Here is a 15,117-nt window from a genome sequence, read left to right as displayed (position 1 = left end):
CGACCCCATCGTTCCCCCACGTTCACGCGGAGGTTTTCCCATGTCCCCCTTGAGTCCAGCACCGCTGCCCGATCGGTTGAACCGGGGCGACAGGTCCGTCATCACCATCTTGCTGATCGCGGCATTCGTCGTGATCCTCAACGAGACGACCATGAACGTCGCCCTGCCGCGGATCATGGCCGACTTTCAGGTGCCGGAACGGACGGCCCAATGGCTGACCACAGCGTTCCTGCTGACGATGGCCGTCATCATCCCGATCACCGGCTGGCTCCTGCAGCGGTTCCCGACCCGCGCGGTGTTCACCTTGGCGATGTCGCTGTTCAGCGCCGGGACGCTGGCCGCCCTCCTCGCCCCGCAGTTTCCGCTCTTGCTGGCCGCCCGGGTCGTTCAGGCGTCCGGCACCGCCGTCATGATGCCGCTGCTCATGACGACGATCATGACGCTCGTCCCCCCGCATCACCGCGGCAAGGTCATGGGCAACATCTCCCTGGTCATCTCGGTCGCCCCCGCCGTCGGGCCAACCCTGTCGGGGCTGCTGCTGCACCTGGGGTCGTGGCGTCTGATTTTCGGGTTCGTCCTTCCCATCGCGCTGCTCATGCTCGTGCTCGGACGCCGCGGCCTGCGGGCCTCTTCCTCCGACGCGACCGCCCCGCCCCTGGATCTGATCTCCATTCCCCTGACCGCCCTCGCGTTCGGCCCGCTCATCTACGGGCTGAGCCTCACCGGCACCGAGGCCCCCTTCTGGGAGCCGATGCTCGCGATCGGGATCGGCGTCGCCGGGCTCCTCGCCTTCGTCGCCCGCCAACTCGTCCTTCAAGGGCGTGACGAGGCCTTCTTGGACCTGCGGACGTTCACCTTCCCGACCTTCAGCGTCGCCTTGCTCATGATGGCGATCGCGATGATGGCCATGTTCGGGTCGATCATCATGTTGCCGCTGCTCCTGCAAAACGTGTACGGCCTCGAACCGCTGCAGGTCGGTCTGATGATGCTGCCGGGCGGCATCGCGATGGGGCTGCTCGGCCCCATCGTCGGACGCCTGTACGACAAAGTGGGGCCGCGCGTCCTGGTGGTGCCCGCCAGCCTCGTCGTCTTGGGTGTGTTCGGCGCCTTCGCGCTGCTGACGCCCAGCACTCCCTGGTGGGCCGTCATGGTGGCTCACATCGTGATGAGCATCAGTTTCGCTTTCCTCTTCACGCCGCTGTTCACCGTGGCCCTGGGCGTGCTACCGCCCCGGCTGTACTCGCATGGATCAGCCATGATCGGCACGGTCCAGCAGGTCGCCGGCGCTGCGGGCACGTCGCTGTTCGTGACGGTGTTCGCCATGCAGACCGCCGTCGCGGAATCCGCGGGACAACCCACCCCCCAGGCGATGCTGACCGGGTCGCACTGGGCGTTCCTCGGTGCGGGTGCCGTGTGGACCGCGGCCGTGATCACCGCCTTCTTCCTTCGCAGGCCCCCGAGGACGCCGACGACGCGGCAGGCACCGCACCGTTGGCCCACTAGCCGTCGGCCCTCCCTCACCCCTGCCTCGTTGACCTCCAGGCGAGCAGGACGCATGAGTCAGCGGGCGAGGGGGACCTCGACGATGCGGGTCCCCAGATCGATGGGGTCTCGGTCAGATTGCGTCAGTTCGTGCACGATCGGCAGCGCCAGGCCGGGGTCCGACACGGCTACCGTCAACCGGACGCTCGACCCCCAGGCCGCATCCACGACGTCCAGCCCGCGGTTCATCAGCGCCCCCTGGATGCGCCCGGCGTCCGCGGGGCCAACGTCGATGCCCCACATCACCCGGCGCTGCGGGATGACGCGGGGGGCGTCCGCCAGCGCGGTGGCGACCGCGTCCGAATAGGCCCGCACCAGGCCTCCCGTGCCGAGCAGGATCCCGCCGAAATAGCGCGACACCACCGCGACCGTGTTGCCCAGCTGGGCGCCGCGCAGCACCTCTAGCATGGGCATCCCAGCGGTCCCTGCGGGTTCCCCGTCATCGGAACTGCGCTCGATCGGCTGTGCGTCGGCCACGTCGACCACGAACGCCAGGCAGTGGTGGCGGGCATCGGGGAACGTTCCTCGCACCTGCGCCACGATCGCGCGGGCCTCGTCCTCGGAGTCGGCGCGCGCCAGCGTCGTGAGGAACCGCGACCGCTTCTCCTCGGTTTCGGTGCGGGCGAAGAAACCCTGTGGCAACCACGAACGCATGCCCGCAGCCTGCCAGACGGTGGAAGGATGGTGGGCGCTATGACGAATCCCGTGACCGCGCCCGACCCGTCCCTTCGCGCCGCAGCGCACGCTCGCAGCGACGCCCAAGCCAAGCCTTTGGGCGCTCTAGGACGGCTGGAGACCCTCGGAGCCTGGCTGGCTGCCTGCCAAGGCGTCAATCCGCCCGCGCCGCTGACCGACGTGCGCGTCGTCGTGTTCGCGGGGGATCACGGCGTCGCCGCGCGGGGCGTCTCCGCTTACCCGACCGCCGTGACCTTGGCGATGGTGCACGGCATCCTGGACGGTCATGCCGGGATCAGCGCGCTGGCCCGCAGCGTCGGTGCGACCGTCTCGCTGTACGACCTCGGCGTCGACGGGCTCACCGGTGTTCCCGACGAGGTCACGCGCTTCCACGTCCACCCTGCCCGTCCGATCAGCGATGAGGACGCGCTCACCGCCGACGAACTCCAGGCGGCCCTGGCTGCGGGCGACCAGATCGCCGCAGAGGCCATCGCCGACGGCGCTCAACTCCTGATCGCCGGTGACCTGGGCATCGGCAACACCACCCCGTCGGCGGCATTGGTGGCCGCCACACTCGGGTTGCGTGGCGGCGACGTGGCGGGCTCCGGCACGGGCGTTGACGCCGCCGGGCTGGCCCGCAAGGCCGACGCCATCAACGCCGCGTTGGATCGCGTCGGCGACCGTGCCGCCGATCCACTGCAGCGTCTCGCCGCCTTGGGATCGGCCGACATCGCCGCCGCAACCGGCTTCATGATGGGCGCCGCGCGTCGCGGCATTCCGGTGGTCGTCGACGGGCTGATCGCCAGCGCCGAGGCCCTCATGGCGGAGGAACTCGCACCGGGGGCGTCCGCCTGGATGGTCGCCGGTCACGCCTCGACCGAGCCTGGTTGCGCGCTCGCCCAGCGTCGCCTTCATCTCGCGCCGATTCTCGACCTGGAGATGCGCCTGGGTGAGGGCACCGGGGCGGTGCTGGCGGTCCCGATCCTCGAGGCCTCTGGTGCCGCGCTGCGAGACATCGCCGCCCTGGCGGACTTGTCATGACAGGTCAGTACCCGATCCGACGGATCCTGACCGCGCCGGGAGGGCTGCGATGAACACACTCCGCAACGGTGTCCGTTTGGCGTGGGGGACGCTCACCGCGATCCCTGGTCCCGCGCCAGAACGCGTGGACGCCTCCGTGGCGCGCGTCGCGATGGCGGGCGCCTGGCTGGTCGTGTTGCCGCTGACCGTGGTCTGCGCGCTGGCGGGCTGGGCACTCGCCCTGGTCGGCGTCCCGGGCATTGCGGCGGGCTTCTTGACCGTCGGAGCCCTGTCGTGGGCGACACGCGCGATCCACGCCGACGGGCTGGCCGACACCGCCGATGGCCTCGGATCCGGGCGCGCCCGCGAGCGCGCCTTGGAGATCATGCGCCTGGGCAACGTCGGCCCGATGGGGGCCATCACCCTGGTCTTGGTGTACGGCGCCCAGGCGGCGTTGCTGGGCGACCTTCTCTCCCGCCCCGGCGGGTGGGCGCTGGCAGGGTTCGCGCTCGCCTCAGGACGCCTGGCGTTGGCGCTCGGGTGCGCGAGCGTCGTGCCTGCGGCCCGTCACGACGGGCTGGGGCAGGCGATGGCCCAAACCGTCCCTGCGTGGCTGTTGGCGGCGGCACTCGTCGCCAACCTGGTGCTCGGCGTCGCGGTGTGCACCATGGCCAACGCCTGGGGTGCTGGCCTGCCCTGGTGGGCGTGGCCCCTGGCGATGGGGGTTGGCATCCTCGCCGCGCTCGCGGTGCTGGTGCGGGCGCTGCAGCGCCTCGGCGGCATTACCGGTGACGTGCTGGGCGCCCTGGTTGAGGCCAGCGCTGTCGGCCTCCTCCTGGGCCTGACCATGATCTGACCCCGACGCCAGGGTGCGGCGTCACAGGCGCAGGGTGCGGCCTGCCACGACGAGGATCACGTCGTCGACGCTGCGGGCGACGGCCTGGTTCGTCCAGCCGAGTTGATCGGTGAACAGCCGACCCGAGGGATGCTCGGGCACCACACCCCAGCCGACCTCGTTCGTCACGATCACCAGTGGCCCCGCGTGCCCCGCCACAGCCTCGGCCAGGTCGGCGCGCCGCTCCCCCATCGACTGGATGATGTGGTCGCAGGGGGCATCCCAGCCGATGTCGTCGATTTGGCGCGTCAGCCAGGTGCCCAGGCAGTCCACGAGAACCGCGCCGGTCGTCTCGCGCAACGCCTGCGCGACATCCACGGTTTCGCGCGTGACCCAGGACGCGGGACGCGAGGCCTGATGCGCGGCGACCCGGGCGGCCCACTCAGGGTCGGATTGCGGGTCTGCGGGATAGCCGGGCGTGATGTAGGTCACCGCTTGCGCGTCGGCGAGCAACGCCTCGGCATGGCTCGACTTGCCGCTACGGACGCCTCCGGTCACCAACACGCGCACCCCGGCACCCTACCTGTCGCTAGGCTGACCGTGTGCTCCAACCGCACGCCATCACGTTTGTTCGGCACGGTCAATGCGTCGGCAACGCTCAGGGCCGGGTCGTGGGCCAGTGGGACAGCCCACTGACGCCGCTTGGCCACGCCCAGGCTGCGACGGCGGCGTCCCTGCTCGCCGCCGAGCCCCGCCCTCTGGCGCTGATCTCCTCTGACCTTCAGCGCGCCAGCGCCACGGCCGAGATCATTCAGGGCGCGCTGGGCGTCCCCCTGTTTGTGGACGCGGGGCTGCGGGAGCAGTTCTTCGGCGACATGGAAGGGCAGCTTTTCTCGGAGCTGACCGGTTGCAGCCCCAGCGGCGGCGCCCATATCAACGAGGTGCGCTGGGGCGACGGGGAGTCGGTGGTGGACTTGTATGCCCGCCTGGAGGCGACGCTGCCCGCACTCATCGACGCGCACCCGGGCCCGCTGGTCCTCGTCACCCACGGACACGTCATCCAGGTGGCCGTAGCGTTGCTGCAGGGGCGCGGCCCGCACGACATCGACTGGTTTGAGTTGCCCAACGGGGGCATCGTGCACGCCCCCGCACCCTCTGCCGCTCAGTAGCGCGCGGCAACGCGACGCGGTTCACACCTTCAGGCCTGCGGCGGCTGTGCGCTCCTTAGGCTGATGCGGGCAGGGGCCGGTCCTCGAAGCTCCGCACGAATGCGGGCGCATCTCCGGTGCTGGCGGCTGCGTCGAAGCGGTACCCCAGCCCCGTGAACCCCGCGAGCTTGGCCCGCGAATGGATGCGCTCCCGCACGATCCAGGCCGCCATCGCGCCGCGGGCCCGCTTGGCATAAAACGACACGATGCTGCGGCGTCCGCGCGCGTCGGTGTCCAGGAAACGCGGGCTGACCAAGGGGACGCCTAGCTCGCGGGGGCGCACCACTGAGGAGTACTCCTCCGAGGCGAGATTGACCACAACGCGCGACCCGGGCGATGCGGCCACATCCTCGGCGAGGAGCCGGGTCGGGATGTCACCCCAGTACGCGTACAGCGAGGGGCCGCGCTGAGTGCGCAGCCGGATGCCCATCTCCAGGCGATAGGGCTGCATGAGATCCAGCGGACGCAGCACCCCGTACAGCCCCGACAGGATGCGCACGGTCTTTTGTGCCTCCGTGTAGTCCCGGGTCGTGAACGTCGCGGGTGCGTCAAGCCCCTGGTAGACGTCCCCGTCGAACGTGAGGATCGCCTGCCGGGCGTTCTGTCGCGTGAAGGGCGTCGTGAAGTCGGCGTAGCGCTGCACGTTCAGCGCGGCCAATTCGTCGGAGATGCGCATGAGACCCGCCACCTCGGAGACGCTGAGCTGGCGCAACGCGTCGATGAGGTGGCTCGACTCCGCCACCAGTCGGGGTTGTGTGAAGACACGCGTCGCAGGCTTCGACGTGAAATCCAAGGACTTGGCGGGCGACAAGATGGTGATCACCCTGCGAGCCTAAAGCACGCCGACGACGCTTCAGTCTGCGTCGCGCGGCCACGCATTCGGCAGACAGCCCCCCAGGTCGGCGCCCTGCTGCATCATGACCGGAGCCTTCGCGCCGGGCTTGGCGCAGATGGCCACCCCCTGACCCAACACCCGGCCCATCTCGTGGTTCACCAGGTAGGAACGGTAGGCGCCCAGGTCGTCGTAGGTGGGCGTCATGAATCGCCACCGATCGGCGTTGAGCACGATGCGCGTGCGATCGCTGCAACTCCACGCGAACCCGACGTCAGCGGCCTTGCACAGGTCGTGGGTCGTGGACGGCGAGGCCACATAGATCACCACCCCGGCCTTGGACTCGTCGGCGACCAACGCAAAGTTGCGCTTGCCGTACCCGGCCCAGCCGCGCGGATCATCCAGCGTGCGTTGAATCTCGGCAGCCGCCTCGTCGGGGGCCACCGAGACGGTGTCCTCCACCTTCACCACGTACCTGAGGGTGGCGGGCGCCGGAAGCTGCGGCGCTGCCGTCACCGTGTTGAGAAGGTAGGTGCCCGAGGAGCGGGTATCGGACGTCCACACCTGCTGCCGGGCGATCGGTGGGATGGACGGCGACGGGGAGGCCCCCGGGGCGACCTCCGCGCCTCGTGATGGTCGTGATCCGCCCTGCTGGACGGCCCATACGCCCGCCACCGTCACCACGAGCAGGAGCGCCACGAAGGCGGGCCACCAGCCCGACCGTCGCGTCGCGGCGTCCCCCTCACGCGCAGCCCCCATGGTGGCAACCCTAGGTCATGCCGCCGACGATCACGGGACGGCTTCGCGCGTCCGCATCACCGTGTTGGCGGCCACTCCCCGCGAGTCACCTCGGCGAGTTGTTCGACCGTGACGTCGATCGGGTTCCATTCGGCCGCGACCTGCTGGTGAGCGAGCACCAAGATCCGATCGCTGAGCAGCAGGAGTTCCGACTCGTCTGAGGCGAGGACGAGGACACCGACGCCACGGCCCGTCACCTCGTTCAGGAGGGCCGTGAACTCTTCACGGGCGGACAGGTCCATCCCCCGCGTCGGCTCGATCAAGATGAGCATCCGCGAGTGCTCAGCGGCGAGTTCGCGCAGCTCACGCCAGCGTCGCTGCCCCACCGACAATGCCGGGCGGTTGAACAGGCGGCTAGCCTGCTCATCGGCCTCACGGAAGGCAACCAGGATCGCTGCCGTGTCCTCCACCTGGGCGTCGTAATCCTCCTGGGCGGGATCATCGAGCATCATCAGGTTGCGCGCGAAATAGGTGTCGCTGCCGCGGTCAGCCGCACCGGCCAGGACGCCGATCCGTAACCGGGAGGCGTCCCACGGGGACGCCAAGGTGACGGCCTCGCCCTCCAGGGTGATCCCCGCCACCGGCAGTGGTGTGTCCCCGGTGAGGGCATGGACGAGTTCGCTCACGCCGGAGTCGCGGGCTCCGCACAGCCCCAGAACCTCTCCCTCGTGGAGGTCGAAGGACACCGGTTGCTCACCCCCGACATCCAGGCCCGTCACCGACAGCAGGCTCGTCGCGCTCACGGGGGCGCTCCGCGGCCGCAGGGTGACGACGCGGCCGAACATGGCCTCGCTGAGGGACTCGGTGGTCGCGGTCAACGAACTGACGACCTCAACGACCTTCCCATCGCGCATGACCGCGATGCGATCGCACAGGTCCAGGGCCTCGTCGAGCCGGTGCGTGATGAACAAGATGGAGCGGTGCCCGCCCGTAGCCCGGCGTGCCGCGAACCGCAGATCTTCGGTCTCGCGCGCGTTGAAGGTCGTGCTCACCTCGTCGATGATCATGAGTTGACGCGGGTCCGCCAGCAGGCGCACCACCTCCACCAGCCGCCGATCAGACTCTTGGAGATCACCCAGGCGATCCTCCGGGTCCAAGGCGCTACCGGCTTCGATGAGCGCACGCCTCGCGGCGGCCATCACCTCTGCTTCCGGGAGGTGCTGCACATCGGACTGCCGGAACATGGCCTCGGCCACGTTCAGGGTCGGGTCCAGGCGGAGTTGCTGCTCGATGATGCTGACCTGCCAGGGTTCCAGAGCAGCGCCAGCGTAGTGAGCGCTGCCGGCATCCGCCGTCAGCGATCCTGCCAGGACGGCGGCGAGCGTGGACTTACCCACACCGTTGCGGCCGACCAGGCCCATGATCTCGCCGGGGCGCAGTTCCAGGTCAACGCCGCGCAGGACTTCGACGCCGCCAAACGACTTCGTGACGCCTTCGATGGCGATCGGGTAGTCGGGCGCATCCATCGCAAGGGTCGTCATGGTCGGTCACCGTTATCGAGGAGGGTCCGCTGTTCGCTGAGGGTGTGACGAAGGGAGCCGACTTCGGTCGCGCTCGCCTGCAGGTCGTCGAGCGCGTGCCGCAAGGACGACTGCAGTTCAGCGTTGTCGTGCTGCAGTTGTTCGATGCGCTGTTCCAGGTGCGGGACCGTCGCGTCCCAGGCGCTCACTGCGCCGCCCTCCAGTCGCGCCAGTTCGCGTTCCATGGCGAGCAACTGGCGTCGCAGGTCCGCGACTTCCTGCTCCGCCGCCTCGCGCGACTGACGCTCGCGCTCGGTGGCGTCGCTCACGGCGTTCACCTCCGGCTCATCCGCGCTCACGTCGGAGCCTTCAGCGCTCCCCTCCGGCTCAGCATCACTCGTGCCGAGATCGGTAGTCGCAACGTCGGGTTCAGGAGAAGCAGCGTCGGGCTCGACGAGAGCCCCCTCGGGCTCGGCAGGAACCGCGTCGGGCTCCTGGAGCGCCGCACCGATCAACCCTGCGCCCGCGACGGCCACGACGGGGACGGCGGCGTCGGCGCCCCCGTGAGAGCTGCCACCATCCTCGTTCTCGGGGCTACCGCCTTCGTGCTCCTCGGGGTCGTCGCCCTCGTGTTCCTCAGGGCTGGCACCTTCGTCGCTCTCGGGGCTGGCGCCCTCGTGGTTCTCAAGGCTTGCGCCCTCGTCGACTCCAGGGTCGGCGTCCCCCGCATCGGAGGAACTCGCCTCCTCCTGGGCGTCCGACACCTCATCCGGTGTGGAGGCGGGCAGCGTCAAGACGGCGTCCTCCTCGGCGTGTGCCGCCTCCTCGACGCCCGGCACCGGAGGGGCTGCGGGAACCGGGAGGGGATGTTCGACGAACCACGCTTCCGGATCAGAGTTGTCCCGCAGCGAGCCGCCAGCCGGTCGCGCTGGCTCCTCGGACACGGACGCGGTTGCGTCCTCAGAAACCTCGCGGGCATCCCAGGCGGAGGCCTCCTCCAGCGTGAGCGCATCCTCAAGCTCGGCGGGAGCCACCGACGGCGCCAACACGATCTCTTCCTCAGCGAACCACGTCTCGGGCGCATCGGAGAGGTAGCCGGGCACCGGGCGCAGCCCCCCATCCGTCTCGCGAAGAAGTTCGTCGTGGGCCGACGGCGGTGCGGGAGGCGATGCGGCGGCCTCCTCCTCAGCGGGTGCCGCGAAAGCGGACGCGGCTTCCTCCCACGCCGAATGCGTCAAGACGATCGTCTCTTCCGGCTCGGAGTCCCCCTGCGCGGGGGCGTGGGTGAACGGCGCCCAGGCAACGGTCGGCTCACCCAAGGGCTCCACCGGCTCCGGCTGGGCGTCGGGCTCGACCGGCTCCGGCTCAGCGTCTGGCTCAACCGGCACGGAAAGCCGCTCTGCGGCAGGCGCCGCCGCTGGCACCGCCGCGGCGGACGCGACGACCGGCGTCCACCCGGCCTGCGGGGCCGAGTGGGAACCCACCTCGGGGCGCGTCGGCTCGCTCGTTGCCGAGTGGTCCGGCGCCGGGGTGGCCGTGGCCGAGGTAGCTGCTGTGGGTGCAGTGGGGGTGGTACGGGACGTGGTGTGCGAGCGCCGCGAACCGATCAGCCAGCCAAGCAACCCTGCGCACAGCGCTGCAATAGCCACCACGATCGCGACCTGCCCCCACACGAGCCCGAGAGCATCCAGCATTAATGTGTCTCCATCCAGCTCAGCCGTTGCCCGAGGACAACGTGACGCTCACGCGTCGGTTCTGTGCCCGGCCCTCGGCCGAGGCGTTCGAGGCCACAGGCAGACGATCCGCCTCGCTCGTCGTGGTGATGCGGGATGCCGGGATCCCCCGCTGCACAAGCGCCTGCGCCACGGCGTCCGCGCGCTCCTGGCCCAGCGCCACGCGAACGTTCTGGGTCCGTCCGCTGTCGGTGTGCCCCGCCAGCGTGACGCGGGCGTCGGGACGGGACCGCAGGAGTGCGACCAGCCGCTCCACCTCGGGAACAGCCGAGGCAGGGAGTTTCGCACTCGACCCCGGGAACAAGATCGCATTGACGCTCGGGAGCGGCCCGGACGGGGTCGGCGTCGGTGTGGGAGACGCGGTGGGTCGGGGCGTGCCCTTCGTCGCTGACGGGGTCGGCGTCGGGGTTGCCGTGGGAAGCGTGTCCGGCTGCGGGACCAGCGTCACCTCACCCAGGCCCGGCACGGTGCGCACAGCGTCGCGCGCGCGCTCCAATGTGGCCTTGTCAGCGCCACTTAATGTGACGTCGCGGCCCACCACCTCGACATAGGCGCCGATGGATGCCGACTCGAGCCTATTCGTCGCTTCGCCACGGATGGTCGAACGAATACCTTCGGCGACCCACGCGGTTCCGGGAACGAGCGCAGCGACTAGGCCAATCGTGGCACCGAGAGCAGCGCCCTTCCTAGCAATTCCGGACATGTCCGTTACCTCCCCCCGGCCGGTATACTATCAAGTGCTGCACCGATACCCTTCTCAGGGATGGTGGCAACCAGCAGGCCTCGACCTTGACGTGACGCGAAGGTGCATCTTCGGCGCGGCGCTGGCAACATGGTCGCCGATCAACAGTATTTTCCAACACCAGCACTACTTCACGAAGCGGGGGGCTTCAATAACATGTCTGTAGCGCAGCATCAAGCCAGCAAATCGATGGAATTGCAACGCATCATCTCTGCCATGCACCGGGCGATTCCCGAGTTGCACGGCGTCATGATCGCCTCGGTCGACGGCCTCGCCGTGGCCCATGATTTCCCGGACGCCGAAGCCGAGCGCGTGGCCGCCATGTCCGCCACCGCCTTGGGCTTGGGCAAGCGCATCACCGAGCGCACCAACCTGGGTGGCCTGGCCGAGGCCGTGATCCGTGGCGACAACGGCTACCTGGTGGTCTACGCCGCCGGGCAGGACGCCGTCTTGGTGCTGTCTGGCCCGATCGATTCCAACCTTGGCCTGATGCGCCTGGAAGCGCGCGTTGCCGCCGTCGACATCAAGCAGATCCTCGGGCAGGCCTGACGATGGATCCCATGCATGAGATCGCCCGCCAGGCGATCGAGCAGACGCCGCCTGCCATCCGGGTGACCCCCGAGCAGGCGTCTGTCATCGCGGCGCACGCCGACGAGTTGCTCGCCCTGGGCCCGGAGATCGTGCAGGCGTTCTACGACACCTTGTACGGCCACGAGCCGACCGAGGCCGTGTTCGGCGAGGGTGAGCGCCCCATGCGCGAGCAGACGCTGGTGGATTGGTGGACGCGTACCGTCCGCGGCCCCATCGACGACAACTACTGGTCGTGGATGGCCATGGTGGGTCTGATCCACGTGATCCGCCGGGTCACCAACCCGATGATGCTGGCGATGGCCGAGTTCGTGGCCGACTTTGTCGCCGCGAACCAGGGTCGGCTTGGCCTGCCTCCCGAGGAGGCGCACCAGGTAGCCGAGGCTTTCCGCCGCGTCGCGGGGATGACTGGTTCGGTCATCACGTGGGGCTACGACCATGCCGTCAGCTCCGCCCTGTTCGAGGTCGCTGGCATGCCGGAGGCTTTGCTGGCACGCCTGCGCGACGCAGAGATCGAGGAAGCCCTCGTGGGCGCCCGCCAGGAGGTCGGGAACTGAGCTCAGGCTTCAGATCCCCTCTGCGCCACAGTGATGGGGGCGGCTCCTGCGGGGGCCGCCCCCATCACTGTTGCCGTGCGCCTATTTGACGGCGCCGCTGGCCAGACCGGCCTGCCAATACCGCTGCAATCCCAAAAACAGCGCCACCAGCGGCAACACCCCAAGCAGAGCGCCTTGCAAGACGGCCCCATATTGGGGGTTGAAGTAGCTCATCATCCCGTACAGGCCCACCGTCACGGGTTTCAACTCGGTCGAGTTCAGCATCATCAAAGGCAAAAGGAAATTGTTCCACGTCGCCACGAAGATGAAGAGGAAGATCGTCACCATGGCCGGGGCGAGGAGGCGCAGCACCACGGAAAAGAAGGTGCGCAATTCAGAAGCCCCATCCAGACGCGCCGCTTCCAGCAGTTCGTCGGGGACAGACGCCTCGACATAAATCCGACCCAAGAACACGCCAAACGGGCTGACACAGGAAGGGATGATCACCGCCCAGACCGTGTTCACCAGGCCCAGCCCATGGAACATGAGGTACAGCGGCACGGTCAGCAAAGCGATCGGGAAAAGCAGTCCGGCTAGCACAGCTCCTTGCACGATGCGTCCTCCGGGGACGGCGAACTTGGCTAGCCCGTAGCCCGCGGCGACGGAGAGCAGCGTGCCGACCAACCCGGCCACGAGCGAGTAACCCACCGAGTTCGCGACCCACCGCCAAAACTGGAACTGCGTCCACTCCATCACCGTGGTGTAGTTCGCGACGATGTTGTTTCCGGCGGGCAGGAGCCCCGGTGTGGTGACCAGATCGGGGTTGCTCTTGGTGGCCGAAATGATCACTCAGTACACCGGTCCGAGAAAGTAGACAGTCGCCACGATCAAGACCGTCCAGGTGAGCGTCCGGGTCGTCAGCGGGGTACGGATGACCCCAGGGCGAGAACTCATCGATTCACCTCGATCGATTCATGGTCGATTGCAGGAGGGCATACGCACCGGCCAAGACGCCGGCGAAGACCGCCATGACGAGCGAGACCGCTGACGCGATCCCTCCGCCACCCGGGCTCGTGAGGCCGCGAGCGGCGTTGTAGGCCAGCATCATCGGCGTGTAGTCGTTGCCCATCCACGGGTTCACGGTGGCCAGCACCGTGGGTTCGTTGAACAGTTGGACGGTGCCGATGATCGACAGCAGGATCGCCAGCAACGCAGCCGGGGCCACCAGGGGGATCTTGATCGACCAGATGATCCGCCAGTCGGAGGCCCCATCGATGCGGGCCGCCTCGTAGATGTCGCGGGGAATCGCCTGGAGTGCCGCCAAGAAGATGAGCATGTTGTACCCGGTGAACGTCCACGTGGTCATGTTGGCCATCGAGCCGAGCATCACCCCGGGAGCGAAGAAGTCCACCGAGCCAAAGGCCACCACCCGGCCCAGGCCCGACCACAGCGCAGGCAGCGACAGCACCTGGAGGATGTTCTCGAGGCCGACGAACTGGTCGATCACCTGGCCGCCGCCGTAAGACCGCCACCGGCGGGCACCTGCTTGAACAGCGCTTCGCGGACGCTGACCACGATGGGTGCCACGAAGCACACCAGGAACAGCACGACGAAGGGGGCCAGGAACATCCACCCCGTTCGGGCTTCATGGCGACGTCGGAACCCGGGACGTCCGGCTCTCGTCGTGCTGGTCATGGTGCGTCCGCCTCAGCCTGCCACTGGGAGTCCGGCGTCCTTCAGGGATTGGACCGACTTGGTCTGGGCGACCTGGAACACATCAGCGACCTTGCCTTCACCCGAGCCTGCCTTGGCCGCTGCGGCCGCCATGTCCGCACCGATGGCGGGGAAGGTCGGGATGTAGGGGAAGTCGGGGTTGAGCGACGCATTGGCCTTGGCCAACTCGGCGAACACGTCCTGGCCGCGGTAGAACGCGGAGATCGCTGCCGGGGTCTTCATCGTGCCCTTGGCCGCCACGACCAGCCCTTGGGAGACCAGCGGGTCGATCTGGGCGTTGAGCCAGTTGTTGAACTTCATGGCCTGGGCGGGCGCCGGGCACGTCTTGGTCACGACGACGCCCGAGCCGCCGTCGGGCCCGGTGAGGGCCTTGTCCCCCATCGTGAGGATCTGCGCCACGGCCCACTGTCCCTGGTTCGCGGAGCCCTTCATGTCGTCGGCCAGCAGCGGGGCCTCCCAGGCGGCGCCAATCGTCCCGATCAGGGTTTGGTCGTTGAGGGCCTTCTTGAAGCCGTCCCCCCAGCGTTCGGCCACCAGCGTGGTCTTGCCATCGATCTGGCCTTGCCAGAAGGCGGCGACCTTCTGGGATGCGGGGCCGTTCGCGTCCACCTTCCACGCGTTGTTCTCGGCGGAGTACCAGGTGCCTCCGGCGGCCGCGGCCTGCGCCGAGAGCCAGAACTGTGCCTCATCGGGCTCGAAGGCGGTCACGTACTTGCCGGACGCGGCGGCCTTGGTGGCCACCTGCCCGAGTTCGGCCAGGGTCGTGGGGACGGTCAGGCCGAGCTTCGAGAACTCCGCCTTGTTGTAGTAGTAGACCAGTGGTCCGCTGTCTTGCGGCAGCCCGACGGTCGCCGCGCCGACGCTCACCGGGGACATGGTGCCTGCGGAGAAGTTGTCCTTGTAGGCCGCGGCGTCAGAGCTGACGTCGGCCAGGAGCCCACGGGTGAACAGCGAGGGGATCTCGCCGTAGCCTGCCTGGGCCAGGCAGGGGGCGGTGCCCGCCTTCACGTCCGCTTCGAGCTTGGTGATCAACTCGGCGGCCTTGCCGTCGAACTTGGTGGCCTTGACCTGGATGTCCGGGTTGGCCTTGTTCCACTGGTCAACGAGCTGGGAGACCTTCGTCATACCCTCCCCGTCAGGTAGACGGTGCAGGTATTCGATGGTCACGGGGCCCCGTTCCCGGCACCTGAGGCCGAGGGGGACGCGGCGGGCCCACCGGCACAGCCGGTCAGGGCAGTCAGGGAGGCCGCGAGCGTCAAGACGCCCGCGACGCGTGCCATGAGGGAGATCATGTGCAACGCCTCTCGATCCGTGCACCCGGACCACACTGCCCCGGTGCTGCTTTGTTCGTATACTATCCAAACAAACTCACCACGGTGTCAACCCCTGCCAGTTCCGTGGCACACTCATCGGG

The 15,117-nt window shown here is 68.6% G+C and carries 13 protein-coding genes and 3 pseudogenes; 6 read left to right on the top strand and 10 right to left on the bottom strand.

From position 1 onward, the window contains the following. Positions 1 to 40 precede the first annotated feature (40 nt). On the top strand, positions 41 to 1,849 hold the full coding sequence (locus tag C1706_RS14695) for an MDR family MFS transporter (RefSeq protein WP_164987572.1): 1,809 nt from the start codon (positions 41 to 43) through the stop codon (positions 1,847 to 1,849). A 32-nt stretch (positions 1,850 to 1,881) separates the two neighbouring features. Here the strand turns inward: C1706_RS14695 and C1706_RS15015 are convergent. Next, positions 1,882 to 2,196: pseudogene (locus tag C1706_RS15015) on the bottom strand (IMPACT family protein); the annotation flags it as partial. A 39-nt stretch (positions 2,197 to 2,235) separates the two neighbouring features. On the opposite strand from C1706_RS15015, the gene cobT reads away from it, so the two are divergent. Next, entirely contained in the window at positions 2,236 to 3,258 is a 1,023-nt protein-coding gene (cobT, locus tag C1706_RS13360) for a nicotinate-nucleotide--dimethylbenzimidazole phosphoribosyltransferase (RefSeq protein ID WP_129459743.1), read from the top strand. Positions 3,259 to 3,307: 49 nt separating this feature from the next. After that, a complete protein-coding gene (locus tag C1706_RS13355; protein WP_129459742.1) occupies positions 3,308 to 4,093 on the top strand; it encodes an adenosylcobinamide-GDP ribazoletransferase in 786 nt (261 codons plus the stop codon). Positions 4,094 to 4,114: 21 nt separating this feature from the next. Here the strand turns inward: C1706_RS13355 and C1706_RS13350 are convergent, their stop codons facing one another. Next, positions 4,115 to 4,642 (bottom strand): bifunctional adenosylcobinamide kinase/adenosylcobinamide-phosphate guanylyltransferase, encoded by a 528-nt coding sequence (locus tag C1706_RS13350; protein ID WP_129459741.1) that lies wholly within the window; start codon positions 4,640 to 4,642, stop codon positions 4,115 to 4,117. Positions 4,643 to 4,674: 32 nt separating this feature from the next. Here C1706_RS13350 and C1706_RS13345 point away from each other — a divergent pair, with 32 nt between their 5' ends. After that, positions 4,675 to 5,241: a histidine phosphatase family protein gene (locus C1706_RS13345; protein ID WP_129459740.1), complete on the top strand. Its 567-nt coding sequence runs from the start codon at positions 4,675 to 4,677 to the stop codon at positions 5,239 to 5,241. 55 nt (positions 5,242 to 5,296) lie between these two features. Here C1706_RS13345 and yaaA read toward each other — a convergent pair whose 3' ends face one another. The 5 genes from yaaA to C1706_RS14185 are packed head-to-tail and all read right to left on the bottom strand — an operon-like array spanning position 5,297 to position 10,806. After that, entirely contained in the window at positions 5,297 to 6,103 is an 807-nt protein-coding gene (gene yaaA / locus C1706_RS13340; protein ID WP_129459739.1) for a peroxide stress protein YaaA, read from the bottom strand. A gap of 30 nt (positions 6,104 to 6,133) precedes the next feature. Next, entirely contained in the window at positions 6,134 to 6,871 is a 738-nt protein-coding gene (locus C1706_RS13335; protein ID WP_129459738.1) for a DUF3152 domain-containing protein, read from the bottom strand. A 56-nt stretch (positions 6,872 to 6,927) separates the two neighbouring features. Next, entirely contained in the window at positions 6,928 to 8,391 is a 1,464-nt protein-coding gene (locus C1706_RS13330) for an ATP-binding cassette domain-containing protein (RefSeq protein WP_129459737.1), read from the bottom strand. Next, positions 8,388 to 10,064 (bottom strand): ICP22 family protein, encoded by a 1,677-nt coding sequence (locus tag C1706_RS13325; protein WP_129459736.1) that lies wholly within the window; start codon positions 10,062 to 10,064, stop codon positions 8,388 to 8,390. Before C1706_RS13325 ends, C1706_RS13330 begins: the two co-directional genes overlap by 4 nt. Before the next feature lie 19 nt (positions 10,065 to 10,083). Continuing rightward, positions 10,084 to 10,806, bottom strand: a complete 723-nt coding sequence (locus C1706_RS14185; protein WP_129459735.1) for an OmpA family protein — start codon at positions 10,804 to 10,806, stop codon at positions 10,084 to 10,086. Positions 10,807 to 11,034: 228 nt separating this feature from the next. Between C1706_RS14185 and C1706_RS13315 the strand changes: the two genes are divergently transcribed. After that, entirely contained in the window at positions 11,035 to 11,394 is a 360-nt protein-coding gene (locus C1706_RS13315; protein WP_241653578.1) for a roadblock/LC7 domain-containing protein, read from the top strand. Positions 11,395 to 11,405: 11 nt separating this feature from the next. After that, the gene (locus tag C1706_RS13310; RefSeq protein ID WP_206661143.1) at positions 11,406 to 11,990 is read left to right on the top strand and encodes a protoglobin domain-containing protein; all 585 of its coding nucleotides are present in this window, start codon (positions 11,406 to 11,408) and stop codon (positions 11,988 to 11,990) included. 81 nt (positions 11,991 to 12,071) lie between these two features. Here C1706_RS13310 and C1706_RS13305 read toward each other — a convergent pair whose 3' ends face one another. The 3 genes and pseudogenes from C1706_RS13305 to C1706_RS13295 form a co-directional block, all read right to left on the bottom strand. Then, positions 12,072 to 12,818 (bottom strand): carbohydrate ABC transporter permease, encoded by a 747-nt coding sequence (locus C1706_RS13305; RefSeq protein ID WP_241653577.1) that lies wholly within the window; start codon positions 12,816 to 12,818, stop codon positions 12,072 to 12,074. Positions 12,819 to 12,927: 109 nt separating this feature from the next. Next, positions 12,928 to 13,664 (bottom strand): annotated as a pseudogene (locus tag C1706_RS13300) (carbohydrate ABC transporter permease). 12 nt (positions 13,665 to 13,676) lie between these two features. Beyond that, positions 13,677 to 14,995 (bottom strand): annotated as a pseudogene (locus C1706_RS13295) (ABC transporter substrate-binding protein). Positions 14,996 to 15,117: the final 122 nt, after the last annotated feature.

It is taken from the genome of Propioniciclava flava (assembly GCF_004126535.1).
Taxonomy (GTDB): Bacteria; Actinomycetota; Actinomycetes; order Propionibacteriales; family Propionibacteriaceae; genus Propioniciclava; species Propioniciclava flava.
The sequence above is the reverse complement of the archived record's forward strand: the minus strand, read 5'-3'. Positions and strand labels throughout refer to the sequence as shown.

Bases quoted from the DNA above. Each gene is read 5' to 3' on its own strand.
- C1706_RS13325 (WP_129459736.1), bottom strand. From the start codon at position 10,064: ATGCTGGATGCTCTCGGGCTCGTGTGGGGGCAGGTCGCGATCGTGGTG.
- C1706_RS13355 (WP_129459742.1), top strand. From the start codon at position 3,308: ATGAACACACTCCGCAACGGTGTCCGTTTGGCGTGGGGGACGCTCACC.
- C1706_RS13310 (WP_206661143.1), top strand. From the start codon at position 11,406: ATGCATGAGATCGCCCGCCAGGCGATCGAGCAGACGCCGCCTGCCATC.
- C1706_RS14695 (WP_164987572.1), top strand. From the start codon at position 41: ATGTCCCCCTTGAGTCCAGCACCGCTGCCCGATCGGTTGAACCGGGGC.
- C1706_RS13335 (WP_129459738.1), bottom strand. From the start codon at position 6,871: ATGGGGGCTGCGCGTGAGGGGGACGCCGCGACGCGACGGTCGGGCTGG.
- C1706_RS13330 (WP_129459737.1), bottom strand. From the start codon at position 8,391: ATGACGACCCTTGCGATGGATGCGCCCGACTACCCGATCGCCATCGAA.
- C1706_RS13315 (WP_241653578.1), top strand. From the start codon at position 11,035: ATGGAATTGCAACGCATCATCTCTGCCATGCACCGGGCGATTCCCGAG.
- C1706_RS14185 (WP_129459735.1), bottom strand. From the start codon at position 10,806: ATGTCCGGAATTGCTAGGAAGGGCGCTGCTCTCGGTGCCACGATTGGC.
- cobT (WP_129459743.1), top strand. From the start codon at position 2,236: ATGACGAATCCCGTGACCGCGCCCGACCCGTCCCTTCGCGCCGCAGCG.